The organism is Acinetobacter nosocomialis, from assembly GCF_041021905.1.
GTDB classification, from domain to species: domain Bacteria; phylum Pseudomonadota; class Gammaproteobacteria; order Pseudomonadales; family Moraxellaceae; genus Acinetobacter; species Acinetobacter nosocomialis.
In genome coordinates, this window is sequence record NZ_CP157432.1 from 1,659,035 (window position 1) to 1,676,915 (window position 17,881).

General features: G+C 38.9%; 15 protein-coding genes and 1 pseudogene. 10 read left to right on the forward strand and 6 right to left on the reverse strand.

Annotated elements, in window-relative coordinates:
- The first annotated feature begins 50 nt into the window (after window positions 1-50).
- Both madL and madM read left to right on the forward strand, forming a co-directional pair.
- A complete protein-coding gene (gene madL, locus ABLC00_RS07655; protein WP_000587899.1) occupies window positions 51-452 on the forward strand; it encodes a malonate transporter subunit MadL in 402 nt (133 codons plus the stop codon).
- A gap of 44 nt (window positions 453-496) precedes the next feature.
- The gene (gene madM, locus ABLC00_RS07660; protein WP_002133212.1) at window positions 497-1,258 is read left to right on the forward strand and encodes a malonate transporter subunit MadM; all 762 of its coding nucleotides are present in this window, start codon (window positions 497-499) and stop codon (window positions 1,256-1,258) included.
- A 54-nt stretch (window positions 1,259-1,312) separates the two neighbouring features.
- Here madM and ABLC00_RS07665 read toward each other — a convergent pair.
- The 5 genes and pseudogenes from ABLC00_RS07665 to ABLC00_RS07685 form a co-directional block, all read right to left on the reverse strand.
- Window positions 1,313-2,229 (reverse strand): annotated as a pseudogene (locus ABLC00_RS07665) (LysR family transcriptional regulator).
- 100 nt (window positions 2,230-2,329) lie between these two features.
- Entirely contained in the window at window positions 2,330-3,748 is a 1,419-nt protein-coding gene (locus tag ABLC00_RS07670; protein WP_016805796.1) for a PLP-dependent aminotransferase family protein, read from the reverse strand.
- Window positions 3,749-3,845: 97 nt separating this feature from the next.
- Window positions 3,846-3,980, reverse strand: a complete 135-nt coding sequence (locus ABLC00_RS07675) for a hypothetical protein (RefSeq protein ID WP_000749814.1) — start codon at window positions 3,978-3,980, stop codon at window positions 3,846-3,848.
- A 14-nt stretch (window positions 3,981-3,994) separates the two neighbouring features.
- Window positions 3,995-4,999 carry a cytochrome d ubiquinol oxidase subunit II gene (gene cydB, locus ABLC00_RS07680; protein WP_002049414.1) on the reverse strand — a complete coding sequence of 335 codons (1,005 nt, stop codon included), beginning with the start codon at window positions 4,997-4,999 and terminating at the stop codon, window positions 3,995-3,997.
- On the reverse strand, window positions 4,992-6,437 hold the full coding sequence (locus ABLC00_RS07685) for a cytochrome ubiquinol oxidase subunit I (protein WP_004709299.1): 1,446 nt from the start codon (window positions 6,435-6,437) through the stop codon (window positions 4,992-4,994). Before ABLC00_RS07685 ends, cydB begins: the two co-directional genes overlap by 8 nt.
- A gap of 654 nt (window positions 6,438-7,091) precedes the next feature.
- Between ABLC00_RS07685 and ABLC00_RS07690 the strand changes: the two genes are divergently transcribed.
- The 4 genes from ABLC00_RS07690 (at window position 7,092) to ABLC00_RS07705 (ending at window position 12,554) form a co-directional block, all read left to right on the forward strand.
- Window positions 7,092-7,910, forward strand: a complete 819-nt coding sequence (locus tag ABLC00_RS07690) for a hypothetical protein (RefSeq protein ID WP_032012214.1) — start codon at window positions 7,092-7,094, stop codon at window positions 7,908-7,910.
- Window positions 7,911-8,028: 118 nt separating this feature from the next.
- On the forward strand, window positions 8,029-9,324 hold the full coding sequence (locus ABLC00_RS07695; RefSeq protein ID WP_033846351.1) for an acyl-CoA dehydrogenase family protein: 1,296 nt from the start codon (window positions 8,029-8,031) through the stop codon (window positions 9,322-9,324).
- A gap of 177 nt (window positions 9,325-9,501) precedes the next feature.
- On the forward strand, window positions 9,502-10,893 hold the full coding sequence (locus tag ABLC00_RS07700; protein ID WP_033846350.1) for an LLM class flavin-dependent oxidoreductase: 1,392 nt from the start codon (window positions 9,502-9,504) through the stop codon (window positions 10,891-10,893).
- 194 nt (window positions 10,894-11,087) lie between these two features.
- Complete coding sequence (locus ABLC00_RS07705; RefSeq protein ID WP_033846349.1) at window positions 11,088-12,554, forward strand: MFS transporter; 1,467 nt, start codon at window positions 11,088-11,090, stop codon at window positions 12,552-12,554.
- 59 nt (window positions 12,555-12,613) lie between these two features.
- Here ABLC00_RS07705 and ABLC00_RS07710 read toward each other — a convergent pair whose 3' ends face one another.
- Window positions 12,614-13,798, reverse strand: a complete 1,185-nt coding sequence (locus ABLC00_RS07710) for a hypothetical protein (protein ID WP_033846348.1) — start codon at window positions 13,796-13,798, stop codon at window positions 12,614-12,616.
- Between the two features lie 442 nt (window positions 13,799-14,240).
- Here ABLC00_RS07710 and tauA point away from each other — a divergent pair, with 442 nt between their 5' ends.
- The 4 genes from tauA to tauD are packed head-to-tail and all read left to right on the forward strand — an operon-like array spanning window position 14,241 to window position 17,841.
- Window positions 14,241-15,281, forward strand: a complete 1,041-nt coding sequence (gene tauA / locus ABLC00_RS07715; protein ID WP_080775661.1) for a taurine ABC transporter substrate-binding protein — start codon at window positions 14,241-14,243, stop codon at window positions 15,279-15,281.
- A gap of 9 nt (window positions 15,282-15,290) precedes the next feature.
- Window positions 15,291-16,085 carry a taurine ABC transporter ATP-binding protein gene (locus ABLC00_RS07720; protein ID WP_000114465.1) on the forward strand — a complete coding sequence of 265 codons (795 nt, stop codon included), beginning with the start codon at window positions 15,291-15,293 and terminating at the stop codon, window positions 16,083-16,085.
- Complete coding sequence (tauC, locus tag ABLC00_RS07725; RefSeq protein ID WP_004887608.1) at window positions 16,082-16,951, forward strand: taurine ABC transporter permease TauC; 870 nt, start codon at window positions 16,082-16,084, stop codon at window positions 16,949-16,951. Before ABLC00_RS07720 ends, tauC begins: the two co-directional genes overlap by 4 nt.
- 8 nt (window positions 16,952-16,959) lie before the next feature.
- Window positions 16,960-17,841 carry a taurine dioxygenase gene (tauD, locus tag ABLC00_RS07730; protein WP_004887606.1) on the forward strand — a complete coding sequence of 294 codons (882 nt, stop codon included), beginning with the start codon at window positions 16,960-16,962 and terminating at the stop codon, window positions 17,839-17,841.
- The last annotated feature ends 40 nt before the right edge of the window (window positions 17,842-17,881 follow it).

The window sequence follows — 17,881 nt, forward strand, 5'->3', positions numbered from 1 at the left end:
CAATACAAATTAAAAATTGAGTAATAACCCAAGGATATGAGGGATTTACAATGATTATTTATGGAACAGCAATATTAGCGATCTGCCATTTATTAGGCGACTATCTTGGTAACACCTTAGGCATGTTATTAGGTGTTAAAGCAAATGTCGGTGGCGTTGCTATTTCAATGATTCTCTTAATTTTGTCTAAAGAATTGTTGGCAAGAAAAGGTTACTTACCTCAAGTCACACAATTTGGCGTTTTATATTGGTCTGGTATGTATATTCCAATCGTTGTTGCGATGTCGGCAGGTCAAAATGTCGTTGCAGCTTTATCAGGTGGCATGTTAGGGCTAATTGTCTCTATTGCATCGTTAATTGGCACGGTTTTAGTCATCCGTTATTTAAATAGAATTAGTGGCGACTATGAAACTTATGAATGGACGTTAGAAAGTAAGGAAAAAATAGCCTAAGCAAATATAAACTACAAAAAGTTCAATCAAAAAGGAATTAAATGATGGACGCTATAATTGCTGTGTTATCAAAAAATGCATTAGTTACTGCTCTTGCCGTAACGGGTTTAATGATGTTTGTTTCCCATCTACTCTCAAAATATTTGACGAAGGGAAAACTACAAAGCTCTGCAATCGCGATTACTTTAGGTTTGGTTGTTGCTTACTTTGCAGGGGTTTATACCCAAGGAACCAAAGGTGTTTCTGACATCGCTATTTTTTCTGGTTTTGCGCTGTTGGGCGGAGCCATGATTCGTGATTTGGCTATTGCTTCAACTGCATTTGAAGTTGATGTGAAAGAAGTGAAGAAAGCAGGCAAAATTGGTCTAATTGCATTAATGCTTGGTTGCGTTGTGCCTTTTGCAATCGGGGTTCTGGTTGCATGGGGCATGGGGTATCGAGATCCCATTTCTATGACAACGATCGGTGCAGGCGCAATGACTTATATTGTGGGTCCGATTACAGGAACCGCAATTGGCGCAAGCTCTGATGTGATCGCACTTTCTATTGCGATTGGATTAATCAAGTCAGTTTTCTTTATGGTAGGGACGCCACTGCTTGCGAAATTTATGTATTTAAAAAGTCCACGCTCTGCCATGGTCTTTGGCGGTTTGGCAGGAACAACCAGTGGCACCGCAGCAGGCCTAGCTGGCACTGATGTTCGATTGGTACCTTATGGCGCTTTAGTTGCAACCTTTTATACAGGACTAGGGTGCTTACTTGGACCTTCTGTCTTCTTCTTAACGGTTAATGCGATTTTTGGATAAATTTTTGAAAATCCTATAACGGCAACTGATTATTCTTTAATAAGTTGCCGATATCTATCTTTTAAAGTTAGACGCAAACATACGACATTCAGCAATGAGAGCAAGTAAGTTTGGATCGCGCTCTTTACTTTTTAAAAAGACCAGACCAATTTCTTGTTGCATGTGGTATTGCTGTTTTAGTGGAATAAGTTTGACCGAACTTTCATAGACGGCAGAAATACGACCGGGTAATAGAGCAAAACCTACCCCTGAGCTGACCATACTAATGAGGGTAAAAATATCATTGACCTGTAAAGCAACTTTAGGTGAAAAACCAGCTTTTTTAAAAATGATGTCACTGTCGTTATGAGTTGCAAAACCCTTGGTTAAAGTTAAAAAAGTTTCTTCTTTTAAAAGGCTTAAATCAATATCTTTAAACTCAGCATATTTAGAGTCTTTATTGACTGCCAGAAAGATATCGTCTGAAAACATTGGTAAAATTTCAAAGTCATCATCTTGAGTGGTTTCATTTAAAGCCACGATAATGGCATCAAGTTCAGTTGCTTTAAGCTTTTTCACCAAATCCTGATTTGAACTGAGTAATAATTGAATATCAAGCTCACTACGTCTGAGTTTAAGACCGCTAATTACATTTGGAATGGTGTTTACCGTCAACGAATAAAGGGAACCTAAATGTAAAACCTTAGCTGCAAAGCCTGCAGCTTCTCTAGTTTTATTTACGGTGATAAAAATGTCTTGTACGATTTTTTGCGCTCGCTCTTCAAATACATAAGCACTTTTTAAAGGAATGAGGTTACGGCCTTCGTTTTTAAAAAGAGGACAACGTAAAGCGCTTTCTAAAGAGTGTAGTGCTTTATGAACGCTGACATTACTGAGCTGCATTTCTGCCGCGGTTTTAGACAAATTGCCACAGCGCATAAAAGCTAAAAAAATCTGTATTTTTTAAGGGTCAGTTCTTCATCTATTTCCATCTTAATTCCTTGAGCCTGTTTCCCTTAAAACTATAGATTTGAGCTATAAAGTTACCACAAAATAAAGTCTATAAAATTGTGCTTAGGTCGAACCATATCTTTATAAACTTGCTTCAACTTTTTGTTGAATGGTTTTGATGACTTGATCTAAAGCAACTTGAATTTTTTCGTTCCACTCAAAAGAACAATTGATTCTTAAATAATGCTGCTGTGCGGGTAAAACACTAAAGAGTGGGCTTGGCGCAACACCAATGTCTTGTTGGATGAGTTCTTCATAAATTTGCATACTATCAAGCTTATGAGGCAATTTAACCCATAGAAAATAACCGCTTGGGTAATAATAAATCTCACAGGTTGCGGGCAGATGTTGCTTTAAATAGTGGTAAAACTGCTTTTTATAACGTTCAAGTGAAAGTCTAAGGGTGCGCAAATGCTTTTCATAATGATGATGAGATAAGAACTCAACCAGTGCATTTTGAATGAGTGCATTTACTGAAATAGTACTCATGAGCTGCAAGTGTTGAATATGGTCCGAAAATTTACCCGCATAGACCCAACCTACCCGAAAACCTGCCCCTAAAGTTTTAGAAAATGAAGAGCAGTGCAGTACCAGATTTTGTTGGTCAAAGTACTTCATCGAAAGTGGTTTTTGCCCGCCATAATAAAGCTCTTCATACACATCATCTTCAATTAAGTAAATCTGATGTTCATGAAGTAGTTTGGCAATTTTATATTTAATCTCATCACTGACCGTAAACCCAATCGGGTTATGGGTATTCAGCATGAGCCAACACACCTTGATAGGATATGTTTGAATAACTTGCTCAAAAGCCTCTAAGTCAAAACCATATTGAGGATGCTCAGGAATGGTAATGACCTTAAGTCCTAAACGTTCAGCAGCCTGCCAAGCACCGTAAAACACGGTTTGTTGCAATAAAATATAGTCGCCCGGTTTGGCTACTGCTTGTAAAGAAAGATTGAGCGCATCTAATCCTCCTGATGTAATGACAATGTCATCTGGATCGGTCTGTATGCCTTGCATACAGTAGCGCTGAGCAATCAGTTTTCTTAACGCTAAATTACCGGGAGGTAGGCTTGCTGTCTGGTCATAGCTTTGTCTTTGCCGTGCAAGTTGTCCCATAATTTGAATAAGTTTGGGAGCAGCTAAAAGTTGACTATCGGGAAAAGCTGAACCAAAAGGCACAACAGACTCATGTTGAATTGACTTAAGGTATTTAAAAACTAATGAGTTAATTTCGATTTTAGAGTTTAGTGAAACAACTGAATATTGCTCGAGTGGCTTTAGTGCAATTTGCTCGGCAACGAAGTAGCCAGACTTTTCCTTTGAATAGATCAGCCCTTGTGATTCAAGTTCTTGGTAAGCATTCATTACAGTCATTAAACTAAAACCAGAACGTTGGACCTGATCTCTTAATGAAGGTAATTTCTCATGTGCACTTAAAGTACCACTTTCAATAAGTTGACGAATGCTATGCGCGAGTTGTTCTGATTTATACATGTATGAGCTGCACGAAATAAAAAATAAAAGATGCACTGAACCCATAATAAATGCCGCTTGTAGAATCTACAAACGGCATTTGTTTATAAGGATGGGTTTACTTTAAGTAAGGGGCAGCATAAATCAATATCACCTTAAACAAACCTGCAATCACAGCTAAGGCCAAAAAACCACCAAGCCATAACAGAATAAACCATTGGGTTTGACTGAGTTTAACTGACGACTTTTTCATAACACCCCCGTACCTTAATGATAACCTTCATCACCTACACGAACTTTGTCACGGAATACCCAGTAAGACACAACCGTATAAGTAATAATGATTGGAATCAGAATAAGTGCACCCACTAAAGCAAACATCTGGCTGGAATGAGGCGCTGCCGCCTGCCAAATCGTAACTGATGGTGGAATGATATTTGGCCATAAGCTAATTACAAAACCAGTAAAGGCAAGGAAGACCAATGCCAAGGTATATATAAATGGTTTGTGGTCTTGCTGTTTTTTACATGCCGATAAAATCAGGCCAACAAACAATAAGACCAAAATAGGCACAGGACTAAAATAAAACAGATTTGGTAAAGAGAACCAGCGATCTGCAATTTCAGGGTGTGTTAAAGGTGTATATAAGCTAACGGCACCAAAGATAATGAGCAGCGCAATAATTAACTTTGGCATAAGCTCATACATACGTTGCTGCAAGCCTTTTTCAGTTTTCAAAATGAGCCAACCACAGCCTAAAGTGGCATACATCGCAACTACACCAATACCTGTGAAAATGGAGAATGCAGTAAGCCAGTCAAAAGGACCACCGGCAAAAATACCATTTTCGGTTTTAATCCCTTGAATATAGGCCCCCAAAATAATCCCTTGGAGGAAGCTCGTTAAAACCGAACCCCAAATAAAAGCTAAGTCCCAAAGATGTTTGGTTCGATGAGCTTTAAAACGGAATTCAAAAGCAACCCCACGGAAAATTAAGGCAATCACCATGAAAATAATAGGCAGGTAGAGCGCAGATAAAACTGTTGAATAGACCAGTGGGAAGGCTGCATACAGGCCAGCACCTCCGAGTACCATCCAAGTTTCATTGCCATCCCAGACAGGAGCGACGGTATTCATCATCACGTCACGTTCTTGGCTATTCTTAATGAAGGGAAACATAATCCCGATTCCTAAGTCAAAGCCATCCATGACCACGTAAATTAAAACACCTAAACCGATAATACCGACCCATATTAAAGAAAGATCAATCATGACGGTTCTCCCCAGAGTTTTGTTTGCTGTCAATATTTTCATCGACCGCACTAAGTGGACGCATCGGTGTTTTGAAGTGACCTACGCCACCTGTTTCCATATTTGGTGTGTCGATAAATACAGGGCCTTTATTAATGAGTTTTAAGGTGTAGTAGATACCACTACCAAAAACGATGGTGTAAACCACCACAAAAATAAAGAGACTTAGACCCACCTGATCTGCCGAAACAGTATGCGATAAACCATCTTTGGTTCGCATAATGCCGTATACCACCCAAGGTTGACGGCCTACTTCGGTAGTAATCCACCCAGCCAGCATTGCCACATAACCTGCTGGCCCCATCACTACAGCAAATTTATGAAACCATGATGTTTCATAAAGTTTTCCACTTTTACGCAGCCAAAGAGCAATGAGTGATAAGGTGACCATAAGGACGCCAAGACCTACCATGACTCGGAAACTCCAGAAAATAATCGTCGAGTTTGGACGATCTTCAGGTGCGAATTCTTTTAAGCCAGTCACTTGCCCATCTAAACTGTGAGTCAAAATTAAACTACCCAAATATGGAACACCCACTTCAAAGTGATTTCGTTCTTCTTTCATATCTGGAATGGCAAATAACAGTAGCGGCATAGGCTCGTTATGATTGGTTTCCCAGTGACCTTCCATCGCAGCAAGTTTGGCAGGTTGATGCTCACGAGTATTTAAACCATGGTTATCGCCAATTACTACTTGTAAACAAGAAGTCACCAGTACCATCCATAAACCCATCGAGAATGATTTTTTAACCAATTCATCACGACGACCTTTTACCAAGTGCCAAGCAGATGTTCCCACCACCAATAAAGATGAAACCAAGAAGGCAGCAGCACCCATATGTGCAAAGCGGTAAGGGAAGGATGGGTTGAAGACAATAGCTAGCCAGTCTTTTGGCACAATAATGCCATTTTCGATGGCAAAACCTTGCGGTGTTTGCATCCAGCTATTGGACGATAAAATCCAGAACATCGAAATACATGTTCCGATGGCAACCATAAGCGTTGCAAAGAAATGGGCTCTAGGACCAACACGGCCCCAGCCAAACAGCATAATGCCTAAGAAACCTGCTTCTAAGAAGAAGGCACTTAACACTTCATAGGTAAGTAAAGGACCAGTAATACTTCCGGCTACTCGTGAAAATTCACTCCAGTTGGTACCAAACTGATAGCTCATTACGACACCGGAAACCACTCCCATACCAAACGCAACAGCAAAGATCTTAATCCAGTATTTAAATAGATCTTTATAAATTGGGTTTTGCGTTCTTAACCATTTCCACTCTAAAACTGCCAAAAAGCAGGCAAGTCCGATGGATGTGGCTGGAAAAATAATATGGAAGGATACTGTGAAAGCAAATTGTATTCGCGCTAATTCTAGAGCGGTTAGACCGAGGCTCATAAACTTTCCCCCTGTGAACTAGCTGATGATGATTGAATGAGTTAAATACTTATTTTCAGGCAAAAAAGTACTCTGGCGATTAAACTTACTGCTGTGATAAATATTCTTAGCAAGTAAAATGCCAACAGGGTAAAGCAATATAATTGCTTGATATTTCAATAGAATAGGGCGATTGATTGTTTTCAATCTGTTAGCAAAGTTTATGCTTGATGTTGCATTTGTAAAAATGCACGTTGCATTGAAACATTGATGAAATATCTGGCGATATGCAATAGATCGTCTCATGAAAACTACCTACCTTAAGAAGTTTTCTTAATCATGCACTCGCTCTATTTGTATATGTAGATACAGAAATTTTTTATAAAACTATAACAGTTCAGTATGGTTTCGAAGGTGTGCTATAGTTTTTTTTCAATCATCTGTAGCTATATATTCAGTCCTCTAAAGTTCAAAATAAAAATGAACAGGATTTACCGTCGACCTAAACCAACTTTCAAGACTCAATGTGAACGCTGCTTTAGATTTTATTTAAGCACATGATTATGTTCTTCTTTTCTATTTCCATTGTTGTTTTGCGTAGGGTCCGGTTGCTGCGTGTTTCTTAAAGACCTAAGTGTAAGTGTAGCGCTTCTAAAATAGCTTGGATGTTAAAAAATGTTTATCACGTCTCAACTGAATATCATTCATAAAATTATTAAAAATCAGTCTATTTCCACTTCGGTAGTAGATCAGTTGGAACAGTCTTATGTGAATCTTGAAGCAACCCTACTTAGAGCGAAAGTACTCAGGGATTTTTCTAAAACTCAAATCGTGTATTTAATTCAGTCGCATATTGAGCCACAGCAAAGTAGTCTGGCTTATCTATTCTCGCCATTTATTTTTGCGAACTTAAACAAGGCTGCTATTTATACAACACCTGCAACACCACCTGTGCTTACTATTCTGAATAAATACTATCAAGCAGACAAGAAGGTCGTATTTAAGATAGATGAAGTTTTAGAAAGCCTAAAAATATATCTTGATTTAGAATTAATAGAGATGGGAGAAGCTGACTTTATTTATTTAAAATTAATCAAAGCATTGTGTCGAAGTGATATCTCTACAGTTTTTTTAATCACCCATTTAGAGCTTGATTTAGAGGCTCTAAAGCAACTTGAACAGTTCTTAAAAATAAAAATTCATTGGGTAAAAGTCGTAAAAGATGAGGGTCTAAAAGGTTTAGATCAGTTGGATATGCGAAAATTATTATTTAAAAATAAAGATGAAGCATATGTACAGTTATGTGCTCATTTTGCGCAAATGAATGCAGCACTGGTCGGGTTATGCGATACCTTTACTACTAGTCAAATGACGCACTTAATCGATGATATGTTTTATTCAGAACATATTTTTGAAAAGTTATCTGTCTATTCAGAATATATGCAAACCTTATTGCAAAGTCAGCATAGTCTTACCAAGAAAGAGATCGCTTAGGGCTGTCATGCTTTTAATTGGTGTTATATCAAGATTGAATACTGTTATAAAAAAATAATCGTTTTCATGTGAAATAAATATTTTATGGTAAAAGCAAAGCAATATTGGTTTTACTTACATGACAAATTTAAATTTTGAGCATCATCTCGGTTCATTAACTCACGCTGCACTGAGCCAGGCTTCTATCATTTCGCGGGTATGGGGTGAAGGACCGTCACCACGGTATGATGAATTGGCAAGTAACTTCAGACCGACGTTTGCCCGTATTAAAGAAGGGGCTTTAATCCGTGAGCAGCAGCATATTTTGCCATATGAACAACTCCAGTGGCTCAAAGATATTGGTTTTACACGGCTACGACTTCCAAAAGCTCATGGTGGTTTTGATGCAACTATTCCTGAACTATTTGCATTGCTCATTGAACTTGCAGAGGCCGACTCTAACTTACCGCAAGCTTTGCGTGTGCATTTTGGTTTTACTGAGGATGTCTTGGTAAGTAAAGATAAAGCGTTTCAGCAGCGTTGGCTGAGCCGAATTGCCAATGGTGAAACTGTCGGTAGTGCATGGTCTGAAGGCGGCAAAGAGTCAATCGATCAGTTTGAAACGCACTTATATCGAGATAGTGACGGAAAAATTCGCGTTAAAGGCAAAAAATACTACACCACAGGGAGCCTATATGCAGATTGGGTGGATGTTGGGGTAACAGATTTAAAAGGAGAGTCTGGCTCAGTTGTTGTTCGCCGTGAAGATGATGGTGTTGAAATTGTCGATGACTGGAATGGCTTTGGACAACAGCTTACTGCAAGTGGTACGGCATATTTCCATGATGTATTGGTCGATGAAGCTGAAATTTTACCTGATGATGACCGTTTTAAATATTCAGCGGCTTATTATCAACTGGTCCAACTGGCAATCATTACAGGTCTAGGGCGTGCTGCAACCTATGATGTTTCTCAAGCTGTAGCAAAACGTACCCGAAACTACACGCATGCAAATGCCCAATTTGTAAAACAGGATCCGCAAATTTTACAAGTCGTAGGCCAAATCCGTGGCGCAGCTTACAGTGCAGGGGCGATTGTTGAAAAAGTCGCACAAAGCTTACAACGTACTTATTTGGCTGCATTTCAAAATGATGAGCAATTTGAAGAAGAGCAAAATGCACTTGCCGAGCTTGAAAGTGCGCAGTCCCAAACGGTCATTACTGATTTAATTTTAAATGCCTCTACAATTTTATTTGACGCTTTGGGTGCTTCTGCAACAGACAAAGATTTAGGTCTAGATCGGTATTGGCGTAACGTACGAACTTTATCTTCACATAACCCGAGAGTATTTAAAAATCGAATTATCGGTGATTTTAGTGTGAACGGTACATTACCACCGTATCAATGGCGAATTGGTGAAGTTTCTAAACAATAAATTATAGTATTAGATATTAAGCTGCTATTTTTAGCGGCTTAATGTTATTTATATTTTCAAAATAAATTATAAAAAAACTATTAGAATAAAATCATATTTTGTTTGGGGTATATATTATAAAGAAAATATAAAAATTGCTTTAGTATAAAAATTAAATAAAATGCTGGCTGATATTTTATGACTAAGAGAATTAGTTTTAACGCTTTTGAAATGAATTGTATTGCCCATCAATCTCCTGGATTATGGCGGCATCCTCAAGACCGATCTGTTGAATATAAAGATTTAGAATATTGGACAGATTTAGCTCAAATTCTTGAGCGTGGTTTTTTTGACGGTATTTTTATTGCAGATGTACTTGGCATTTACGACGTTTATCATCAAAGTGCCGAACATGCCTTAACAGGGGCAGTACAAGTTCCAGTCAATGATCCGCTACAGATTGTGCCAGCGATGGCGGCAGTCACAAAGCACTTGGGTTTTGGTGTCACAACTTCGATTTCCTTTGAGCATCCTTATCCTTTTGCTAGACGTATTAGCACGCTAGACCATTTAACCAAAGGGCGAGTGGGTTGGAATATCGTGACGTCTTATTTGGAAAGTGGTTCGAAAAACTTGGGCCTAAAAACTCAGGTTAATCATGACAATCGTTATGATATTGCTGATGAGTACTTAGAAGTCCTTTACAAACTTTGGGAAGGTTCTTGGGAAGAAGGTTCGGTACTCCGTGACCGTGAAAGCGGTATCTTTGCTGACCACAAAAAAGTGCATCCAATTCAGCACGAAGGTAAATACTTTACTGTACCGGGTATCCATATTTGTGAGCCATCACCGCAGCGAACACCAGTACTTTATCAAGCGGGGGCATCTTCACGTGGGCAGAAGTTTGCGAGTCAAAATGCCGAGTGTGTATTTATTGCAGCGCCGTCTAAAATTGCCACTAAAAAAGTGGTACAGGGCATTCGCCAAAAATTGGCTCAAGAAGGCCGCGACCCGTACTCAGTTAAAATTTATGCACTTTTGTCAATTGTCACTGATGAAACAGATGCAAAAGCACAGGCTAAGTTTAAAGAATATCAAAGTTATGGAAGCTACGATGGCGCTTTAACATTGCTGTCTGGCTGGTCGGGTGTAGACTTTTCACAATACCAGCCGACCGATAAAGTTGAATATATTCAAACTAACGCCATTCAATCTTTATTGGATTCTTATGTGAATGCGGACCCAGAACGTGTTTGGACTATTGAAGAAATTGCAAACTGGAACAGCTTAGGCGGTAATGGGCCAGTATTGGTGGGTTCGGCAGAAACCGTTTCGGATGCTTTACAGCAATGGGTTGAAGATACCGATATTGATGGCTTTAACCTTGCCTATATTTTGGCTCATCAAACCTTTGCCGATGTGGTTGAGTTTATTGTGCCAGAATTGCAAAAACGAGGGGTATATCAAACTTCGTATACACAAGGAACATTAAGAGAAAAATTATTTGGTGCTGGGCCATATTTGCCTGAAAATCATCGCGGTGCAAAATATCGTAATCTAAAAGAGTTAAAATTTGCTGAGGCGAGTTAATATTTTGCAAAGTCTTTAAATAAATAGCTGGTTAAATACCAGCTTTTATTTTGTCTTTTTATATCGGATTTACTGCTGAGTTAATAATGAAAAGATAATTCTATAATTTAGATTAAAACATCAGATTAATTTGTTTTTGTATGGTGCGAATAATCATTATGTTGTTTCTGTGATTAAAATACAGGAATTATTAAGTGAGCACACAAGAACTCGATCATAACCACCGTTATGAAATTAAATCTCCCGATGATGTTTCACAATTAATTTCCAAATTTGCAGGGAAGGGTAAGTCGAATAAAGTTATTTGGTTGGCATTGATAGGTGTGTTTATTGATGCCTATGATTTAACAACACTGTCCTTTGGTATTGAGCAAGTCATCTCAGAGTTTTCTTTAAGCCCTGTTATGACCGGTGTGGTGGCTTCAGCAATTGTCTGCGGAACCATTGTTGGTAACCTGATTGGTGGTTGGCTGACAGATAAAATTGGCCGTTATCGAGTCTTTATGGCAGACATGGTGCTCTTTGTTATTGCTGCAATTGTCGCAGGTTTTGCACCGAATGTATGGGTTTTGATTTTAGCCAGATTTATTATGGGCATTAGTGTGGGTATTGATCTGCCTGTGGCAATGTCATACCTATCTGAGTTTTCCAAATTTAACGGAAGTAGCAACAAAGCAGCGCGTTTAGCCGCATGGTGCCCAATGTGGTATGCCGCTTCATCGGTCTGTTTTGGTCTAGTTCTGGCGCTTTATTTTCTTTTACCCCCTGAACATAGCAACTGGTTATGGCGAGCATCTTTAATTTTTGGAGCGGTGCCTGCATTACTCATTATCTTTATTCGCGGTAAATATTTAACTGAGTCACCCATTTGGCTTGCGAATCAAGGCGATTTAAAAGGAGCAGCTCAAGTTCTACAAGAGTCCTATGCAATTTATGCAATCGCTACAGTTGAAAAAGTAGAAAGAACTGCTGAAAAGAAAAAGCGTGAGGGTTTTGCTGTTTTATTTAATAAAACCTATTTGCCAAGAACTATTGTGGCAATTGTGATTCATATTTCGGTGGCATTTCAGTACACCACTATTGCTTTCTTTTTACCTTCTATTTTAACACGTTTCTTTCATACCGATGTCTTGACGACCATTACTACAACACTTGGGCTTAATTTATTGTTTGCATTTACGGGCGGGCTGTTAGGTGTATTTGTTGCTAGCAGATTTAAATCTCGTCATGTGTTGCTTACAGGCTTTTTACTCCAGTTTATAGCCCTCATTGCCCTAGCATTAATTGGTGAACCCGGTAATAGCTTTTTACTCTATACCGCAATTGGCATGCTCGGTTTGTGGCTTTTTGCTGAAGGTTTTGGGCCAGGTGCACAAATGATGGTGTATCCGACTATGGCTTATCCAGCTTCGATTCGTGGCGTAGGTGTTGGCTTTAACCGTGCAGTAACGGGCGTTGCTCAAGCAATTGCTTTGTTTGTTTTACCGATCTGGATGGCGGGGTACAAAACCGATGTTTACCTGATTATTTCTATCTTTGCATTTATTCCTTTAATTGTAATTGGACTGCTGATTAAGTTTGAGCCTACCGCCCAAGATGTCGATGTTATCGATGAAGATAAAACAGAACTTCCTCTCAATAATTCACCAGTAATTGACTAGAGTGAAATAGATATCTAAATAAAAACAAAGGCCAACATCTGTTGGCCTTTGTTTTGGAGTTAGAAGTAATAAGCAAAAATTACAAATGCTTTTTTGTTCCATTTATCGTTAGTTCCACCAGCCGCAAGGCCTTCGCTATCGCCTAAATATGGATCATGTTTACCCATCAGCAACTCGGCTTGTACCGTCAATTTTTGATAATTAAAGGCAATGCCGGGAATAAAACGGGTTGAATCTTTAAAGCCATCTTGCTCTTTTCGATAAGAACTATAGTTTAAATACGGGCGAACAGAGGTAATTGGGCCAAACTGCTGAGGAAATAAATAGCTCAGTTCGGCTGAATAAATCTGACCTTTGGTTGCCGAGTTAAATGAATAATCGAAACCACCCAAAGTCAGATGATCTTTATATTGAGTGTCGGCATTATCAATGTCTTGATAACCAGCTAAAAGCTGTAAATTCCATTGGTTATAATTGGTATTACTAAAAACCGAATAGACTTGGCGATTGCCATCTTGTCCTGAACGTTTGTTTTCAATGGTGGAGTACCATGCGGAGGCGCCAAGTTGAGTAGAGAAGTTTTCTTGGCCTAGGACATTTTTAAAGGTATGAGCACCGCGAACAACAATGGAGTTCTTTTCTTTGGTGTTAGTGCCTTGCGGTACAGAGTCATCTGCATTGACAGGGTTGATACTAAATCGACTTGAGTCTTTGCTTTTACCTCTATAGGTGCCACCATCGGTAGGGTAAAAGGCGAGTTGTGCTTCATTGACTCCATCATTGAAATCATATTTCACCCCAAGATTGTGTACATCTTCCCAACCGGCACTATTAGCAATGCCTAAGTAATAAGTATTTCCCCAAAATCGACCCAAGCCAAAAGGAACAGGGTTTAAGCCAGCAATAATTTTACTGTTGTCATTAATTTTATAACCTAACCATGCATCGGTAAGCCAATTTGCATCACCTAAACGTCCATAATATTCATAAACCCGATAATCTAAACGGCCAATCCATTTCGGGGAGTTGTAGTCCAGCCATAAAACCGCATCATTAAAGGAAAATTTACTGGTAGAAGGTTCAGAATCAAAATCATAAACATATTTAGCCCGAACGGTACCGCTCACTTTAAGTTGGCCTTCTTCAGCATTACCAAAGGTAAGCGCAGCATGACTTGAGAGGCTGAGTGTAATGAAAGACGTCGTAATTAATGTTTTTTTCAAAATTTGAGAATGTTTAAACAAAAGAATTTTTCTCCTCTTAAAAATAAAAATTAAATTTGCGTCATGTATAAACCAGAAAAAGATTTGTTCAAATCTCAATATTTGCAGAAGTTTTAAGATAAAAAGATAATAAAATCTGATCTTTATAAAAAATGGCGAAAATAGATTAGGCGCAAAACGTCTAATGCGATAGGCCAAAAGAAAAAATGATTAAAGGCGAGTAGGATAAAATACTAGAGGGCATATGTCAGGCTTTTCCAATCATATGATTTGGGAATAACGTTTTTACTTATTGATATATAAGTATTTTAATTTTGTATCTATTCTATAAGATTACTTAAAATTTGCTTTTTACCAAAAGATAAAAACTTATGAAGAAAAGTTATTTATAAAAACCAGATAAGCAACTCATATTTTTTTATTTTTCATTATAAGGCCAGCTGCATACCATGAGCTTATATTATTGAAAGATCATGAAATTATGAGCACGAAGACCAAACCGTTGATTATCACGGCAATTGTTATAGTCGCAATTGTTGCATTTATCGTATGGCAAAATAAAAAAGACAATAATACAAGTGCTTCAGTTCGTGACAACAAACCTGTCGTGATTGCTTATCAAACAGGGGTTGACCCAAGCAAAGTTGCACAGGCTAACGGAGACTACGAAAAAAATAGTCAACGTAATATTAAATGGAAAAAATTTGATGCAGGCTCAGACGTTGTTAATGCCCTTGCATCAGGTGATGTCGTACTTGGTAATATTGGTTCAAGCCCACTTGCTGCTGCGGCAAGCCGCAATTTACCGATTGAGGTATTCTTAATTACTTCAAAACTTGGTGCGTCTGAAGCACTCGTGGTAAGTAATAAATCAGGCATTAAAACTCCTCAAGATTTAATTGGCAAAACCATTGCTGTACCTTTTGTTTCAACAACTCATTACAGCCTTTTGTCTGCACTTAAACATTGGAATATTCCAGAAGACAAAGTAAAAATTATTAACTTGCGTCCACCTGAAATTTCAGCTGCATGGGAACGTGGAGATATTGATGCTGCCTATGTGTGGGAACCTGCTTTAAGTAAAGCCAAAGCATCTGGCACGGTTTTAACCGACTCAAAACAAGTGGGTGAATGGGGTGCTCCAACTTATGACTTATGGGTGGTACGTAAAGATTTTGCAGAGAAAAATCCTGACTTCTTAAAAGCTTTTGTTAAAACCACACTTGAGCAACTCGAAAAATATAACCAAGACCCAGCCGCTTACGTTAAAGATGCCGATAACGTGCAAAAAATTGCGCAGCTCACAGGTTCAGATGCAAAAGATATCCCGCTTTTATTAAGTGGAAATATTTACCTTGACCATGCTCAGCAAAAACAAACGTTAGATGGTGAATTCGCACAAAATATTTTTGATACAGCGAAATTCTTAAAAGGTCAGGGCAAAGTCGATCAACTTAAAGCCGATTATAAAGGCAATGTGAATTCTTCATTTTTGCAGCCTTAAGGAGTTGTCATGAGCGTATTAGAAGCCAAACATATTCATCTGACTTTTCCTAAACAGCAAAAGCCAGTTTTACAAGACATTAACCTAACCATTGAAGAAGGTTCTTTAACCGTGATTTTAGGTGAGTCGGGTTGTGGCAAAACAACTTTGCTTAATATCTTGGCAGGGTTTCAAAAGCCGAGTTCTGGTGATGTGCTTGTAAATCATGAAGTCGTAACTGGACCAGATGTAACTCGTGCTGTTGTATTTCAGGATCACGCCTTACTCCCTTGGTTGAATGTTGCAGATAATGTTGGCTTCGCTTTGCAGTTAAAAGGTTTAAAGCGTGCAGAGATTGAGAAACAAGTGAGCGCAATTTTAAAAATTGTGGGTTTAAGTCACGTTGAAAAAGCCAATATCTGGGAGCTTTCCGGTGGTATGAAACAACGTGTTGGTATTGCTAGAGCTTTGATCAGTCACGCGCCGTTTATTTTATTAGATGAACCTTTCGCCGCATTAGATGCTTTTACGCGTGAAAACATGCAGCAGTTAGTGCTCGATTTATGGATTCAACAAAATAAAAGCTTCTTTTTAATTACTCATGACATTGAAGAAGCATTATTGCTCAGCAATCAGCTGGTACTAATGACAGCGCACCCGGGCAAAATTGTAGAAACTCTACATCTCGATTTTGCTAATCGATATCGTCAGGGCGAGTCTATTCGCTCAATTAAATCGGACCCTCAATTTATTCAGCTCAGAGAACAGCTGTTTGAAAGTTTAAGGGCACAAAAACAAAGCGGTAAGGAGGCGTTACCTACATGAACACTAAAGATAACGTCTATGAATATGACAAAGCAGAGCTAAAAATTAAGCCAGATGTGCAAACAGAAAAAGCTTCATTTTTATCGTCATTTTTTGAAAAGCACCACACTTTGGCAGTTAGCATAATCAGTGTAGGAAGTGTGGTTGCACTCTGGTTCCTCATTACTGCTTTGCATGTTGTACCTGAACTATTTTTACCGAGTCCACAGGCAGTATGGCAAAAATTTATATCGGTTAGCCAAGAAGGCTTTATGAAGGCAACTTTGTGGCAACACTTGGCAGCCAGTATCTCACGTGTATTTTTGGCTTTGATTGCAGCCGTAGTGATTGGTGTACCACTAGGTCTATGGATGGGGCTGAACAAATGGGTTCGCGCTGTTCTAGATCCTTTGGTTGAATTATTACGTCCAATTCCACCGTTAGCTTATTTGCCGTTACTCGTGATTTGGTTCGGTATTGGCGAAACCACAAAAGTACTTTTGATTTTCTTCTCGATTTTGGCGCCTGTGATTATTAGTAGTGCGCACGGTGTATTAAGCCATCAGTTGAATCGTGAACGTGCGGCATTGTCGTTAGGGGCAAGTCAGTCACAAGTCTTTTGGCATGTCATTTTACCAACGGCTTTACCTCATATTATTACCGGTATTCGTATTGGTCTTGGGGTGGGCTGGTCAACATTAGTTGCAGCAGAATTGGTTGCAGCGGACCGCGGTATTGGTTTTATGGTGCAATCGGCAGCGCAGTTCTTAATTACCGATACGGTGATTCTGGGCATTATTGTGATTGCGATTGTCGCAGTTAGTTTTGAGCTGTTTTTACGTTGGTTACAAAAACAGTTTTCTCCTTGGTATGGTCAGCAGTTGTAGTAAAGAAGATGAATACAGTAGTGGCAAACTTAAATATAGAAGTGATCAAGCCTACCATTGGCGCAATTATTCACGATATTGATTTGAATGCGTTAAATGAACAGACAACGCAACAAATCCAGCAGGCTTTGCTTGATCATCAGGTCATTTTTTTTCGAAAGCAACAATTAGCACCACAAGTACAAGCAGACTTGGCACGTAGTTTTGGCACCTTACATGTGCACCCGATTTATCCTTCAATTGAAGATGTACCTGAGGTGATGGTGCTCGACAGTTGGAAACAAGATTTGCGTGATAATGAACTTTGGCACACAGATGTGACTTTTAGTAAAACTCCACCTTTAGGTTGTGTGTTGCAAGCCATTAAAATTCCACCTGTAGGCGGCGATACATTATGGTCGAGCAACACAGCAGCTTTTAAAGGACTCCCGCTTGAGTTACAGCAAAAATTGCGTGGCTTAACTGCAACACACGATATTCGTAAGTCTTTTCCACTTGAACGTTTTGCCCATAACGAAGAAGAACGTGAAAAGCTTTTGCAAACCTTTAAGCGTAACCCGCCAGTGGTTCACCCAGTGGTGCGTACTCATCCGGTTACAGGTGAGCCTTTGTTGTTCGTAAGTGAGGGTTTTACCACACATATTAATGAGTTACCTGAACAAGAAAGTGAGCAATTACTTAATTTCTTGTTTGAACATGCGACCCAAGAGCAATTTCATTTACGCTGGAAATGGCAAGACGGTGACGTCGCGATTTGGGATAACCGTTGCACACAACATAAAGCATTATTTGATTATGGCGATGCCCATCGAATTATGCACCGCGCAACTATTAATGGTGATGTGCCATTTTATAAAGAAGAACAACAGCCAGAGTTAGCAGAGGCTTAATTCTTTTAATTATTCTTTGTTTCAATTCCAACTCTGAATT